This window comes from Ilyobacter sp. (assembly GCF_041583315.1).
GTDB lineage: Bacteria > Fusobacteriota > Fusobacteriia > Fusobacteriales > Fusobacteriaceae > Ilyobacter.
This window is the reverse complement of sequence record NZ_JBFHGC010000259.1, coordinates 1-3984: the sequence shown is the minus strand read 5'-3', so window position 1 is coordinate 3984 and position 3984 is coordinate 1. Positions and strand designations below refer to the sequence as shown.

The following is a 3984-nucleotide window of genomic DNA, read 5'->3' as shown; positions in this document are numbered from 1 at the left end:
CAAGAGGACCAGAATCAGACTGACTATATAGTAGGTAAGTCTTTTCTTGGGACCACCCATTTTTTTAAACTTCATATTTGTATGACTCCTTATCGTCCATGCATTTTCAATCCAACTGTTGGTTTCAATATTTTTATCCTTACTATAGAGAGATTTAGTTTTTATTCATACTAAAATTTTTGATCATTTTTTTTGTTACTGCGTATGTCAATTATATAATATCAAAATGTATTTGTAAAGATATCAATGCATTAAGATTTCACTATTATGAATATTCGCACCTCTTTTGAAAAAATAAATTTTATTTTTCGTGAAGTTATTTTACAATAGCAAAAACAGGGCTTGCGCCCTGTCTTTACATCATACCAGGCATCATCCCTGGATTCTGACCATTTTCCTTAGCCTCTTTTTTTTCTACTATTACTACTTCAGTTGTGAGGATTAATGCCGATACAGACCCCGAGTTCTGTATCGCTGCTCTCGTTACTTTAGCAGGGTCTATTATTCCGGCTTCTAACATATTTACATACTCTTCTTTAGCAGCATTGAATCCGTACCCAGCTGGAAGAGATTTTACCTTTTCCAGTACTACGCCTCCGTCTAGACCTGCATTTTCAGCTATCTGTCTGAGGGGAGCCATAAGGGCTTTCTTTACTATCTGTACCCCTATACCCTCTTCGCCTTCTAGAACAAAGTCTTCCATGGCCTTCACTATCTCTATCATGATAGTTCCTCCACCTGGGACTATACCCTCTTCTACTGCTGCTCTTGTTGCATTCAAAGCGTCCTCAATTCTGAGCTTCTTCTCTTTCATCTCTGTTTCTGTTACTGCACCTACTCTTATTACAGCCACTCCTCCAGAAAGTTTAGCCAGTCTTTCCTGAAGTTTTTCCTTATCGTAATCAGATGTAGCATCTTCCACTTGAGCTTTTATCTGATTTACTCTTGCATCTATATCATGCTGTGCTCCAAGCCCGTCTACAATAACTGTATTGTCCTTTGTTACTTTTACTCTTTTTGCTCTTCCCAGGTTATAGAGCTGCACATCCTCTAGCTTCATAGCCTTCTCTTCAGATATTACCTCTCCCCCTGTCAAGACTGCTATATCCTCTAGCATCGCTTTTCTTCTGTCTCCAAAGGCAGGTGCTTTTACGGCTATTACATTGAGAGTTCCTCTCAGCTTGTTCACCACAAGAGTTGCCAGGGCTTCTCCCTCTAGATCCTCTGCTATTATGAGAAGTGGTTTAGATTCCTGTACAGTTGCCTCCAGTATAGGGAGTATCTCCTTCATGTTGGTTATTTTTCTGTCAGTGATGAGAATATACGGATTTTCAAGGTTTCCTTCCATTCTTTCTGGATCTGTTGCCATATAAGGAGACACATATCCCTTATCAAACTGCATCCCCTCCACTACTTCCAGAGTTGTTTCAAAAGACTTGGCCTCTTCCACTGTTATCACACCAGTTTCTCCCACTCTTTCCATAGCTTCTGCTATAAGGGCTCCTATCTCGTCGTCTGAAGCCGATATAGACGCTACCTGAGCAATCTCTTCATTATCCTGTATCTTCTTTGATCTTTCTTTGAGGTGCTTCACAGCCTCTTTTACGGCTTTCTCCATTCCTTTTTTGATAAACATAGGATTGGCCCCAGCACTTACCATCTTTAGGCCTTCTTTTACCATGGCCTGGGCCAGCACTGTAGCTGTAGTTGTACCGTCTCCTGCCACATCATTGGCCTTGGTTGCCACCTCTTTTATTAGCTGTGCACCTATATTTTCAAAAGGATCCTCTAGTTCTATCTCCTTGGCAATTGATACTCCGTCATTTGTTATAAGAGGAGCTCCAAAGGATTTTTCAAGTACGACGTTTCTTCCTCTAGGACCCAATGTTATCTTAACTGCATCTGCAAGAATATTTACACCTGCCTCGAGTTTTTTTCTTCCTTCTTCGTTGAATTTAAGTATTTTGGCCATATTACAATTCCCTCCAAATTTTATCCTTACTCTACCACTGCAAGAACATCTTCTATATTCAGAATAAGGTACTTTTCAACCCCGTCCTTTATCTCTGTACCGGAGAATTTAGCATATACTATTTTATCTCCCATTTTTACTTCTTGAAGTTTTTCTCCTGATCCCACTGCCTCTACTGTTCCCAGGTTAGGTTTATCTTTATCAGCTGCTCCGGGAATAATGAGTCCGCTTGCTGTTTTTTCTTCCATTTTTATAGGTTTTACAAGTACTCTTTCCCCTATAGGTCTTATTGTCATGCGTATCCCTCCCTTCATATTTTATTAGCACTCTCTGCGACAGACTGCTAACTGTCACAAGGATATAATATATCAATTTTATTTTAGAGTCAAGTGTTTTAGATAAAAAAAACACACGGAATTAACCGTGTGTTAGAAAGACTTATTTTTTCTTAGATTCTTCAAATTTAGCCCATACTCCTGCTTTTACAAGTATGCTTTTTACTGTTCTTGTTGGCTGAGCACCATTTGATAGGTACTTGATGATCTCTTCTTCTTTTAGTACTACTTTAGAATCTTCTAATGGAAAGTAGTTTCCAAGGTAAGCTACTGCCTTACCGTCTCTTTTTGTTAAAGCTTCCATTGCAGCTATTCTGTAAGTAGGTCTCTTAGCTCTTCCCATTCTAGTCAGTCTTAATTTTAACATATCTTCTTCACTTCTCCTTCTTAATCTAATTTTTATTTTTTTTTAGCCATCTATTTATTTTTTAAAAAGGAAACTTCTTTTTTCCTCTTCCACCAGTCATTCCCGGTATCTGTGGAAAGTTTCCGTTACTAAACATTTTCATAACCTGCTTCATCTGGTCAAACTGTTTCAAAAGTTTATTTACATCTGAAACCTCTACGCCGCTTCCTTTAGCTATTCTCTTTTTTCTGCTGGCCTTAAGGATTTCAGGTTTTTTTCTTTCTTCTTTCGTCATAGACTGTATGACAGCCTCTACTTTTTTCATCTCTTTTTCAGCAGGAGCGAGATCTCCTATCTGACCTACACCTGGAAGCATTTTCAGTATGCCCCCTAGAGGTCCCAGCTTTTTTATGTTCTGGAGCTGTTTTAAAAAATCTTCCAGATCGAAACTCTGATTTTTTATTTTTTCTTCCAGAGATTTCGCATCATCCTCGTTGATAGCTTCTTGAGCTTTTTCTACAAGGGACACCACATCTCCCATTCCCAATATTCTTGAGACAAGTCTTTCAGGGTGAAATAGCTCTATATCATCTATCTTCTCTCCGACCCCTATAAACTTAATAGGCTTACCTACAACTGCCTTTATTGAAAGGGCTGCTCCCCCTCTTGTGTCTCCGTCTAATTTTGTAAGGACAACACCGTCTATATTCAATGAATTATTAAATGATTCTGCTAAGTTTACTGCATCCTGACCTATCATAGCATCTACTACTAACAGTATTTCTTGAGGCCTGGTGGCTTTTTTTATATCTTTGAGTTCTTGCATGAGAGATTCATCTACATGAAGTCTTCCTGCAGTGTCTAGAATAACATAAGTTGCATTATTTTCTTTTGCAGCATTGAGTCCATCGTTACATATCCCTCTGGCATCCTTGCTTCCCTCTTGAATGTATACAGGAACATCTATCTGCTCTCCCAAAACCTGAAGTTGTTTCATGGCAGCCGGTCTGTATACATCGGCTCCTACCATATAAGGTCTTTCACCTTTTTTCTTGAGGAATTTTGCAAGTTTTGCAGCAAAAGTAGTTTTACCTGCCCCTTGAAGTCCTGCCAGCATTATAACTGTAGGGTTCTTTGCCGACTTTGTAAGCCTGGCATTCGTACCTCCCAGAAGTTCTACAAGTTCATCATTTACTATTTTTACAAACTGCTGTCCTGGGTTTATTCCGGTTATTACCTCTTCCCCTACAGCCTTATCTTTTATCTTGTTTACAAACTCTTTAACGACTTTATAATTTACATCTGCTTCTAGAAGAGATAGTCTTACCTCT

The 3984-nt window shown here is 38.9% G+C and carries 4 protein-coding genes; all 4 read right to left on the bottom strand.

Going from position 1 to position 3984, the window contains the following annotated elements:
- Positions 1 to 355 precede the first annotated feature (355 nt).
- Entirely contained in the window at positions 356 to 1972 is a 1617-nt protein-coding gene (gene groL / locus ABZA26_RS09460; protein WP_372714277.1) for a chaperonin GroEL, read from the bottom strand.
- Positions 1973 to 1998: 26 nt separating this feature from the next.
- Positions 1999 to 2268: a co-chaperone GroES gene (locus ABZA26_RS09455; protein WP_372714276.1), complete on the bottom strand. Its 270-nt coding sequence runs from the start codon at positions 2266 to 2268 to the stop codon at positions 1999 to 2001.
- A 142-nt stretch (positions 2269 to 2410) separates the two neighbouring features.
- The gene (gene rpsP / locus ABZA26_RS09450) at positions 2411 to 2674 is read right to left on the bottom strand and encodes a 30S ribosomal protein S16 (protein WP_372714275.1); all 264 of its coding nucleotides are present in this window, start codon (positions 2672 to 2674) and stop codon (positions 2411 to 2413) included.
- A 61-nt stretch (positions 2675 to 2735) separates the two neighbouring features.
- Positions 2736 to 3984, bottom strand: a 1249-nt coding sequence (gene ffh / locus ABZA26_RS09445; RefSeq protein ID WP_372714274.1) for a signal recognition particle protein, incomplete at its 5' end; no start/stop codon positions are given.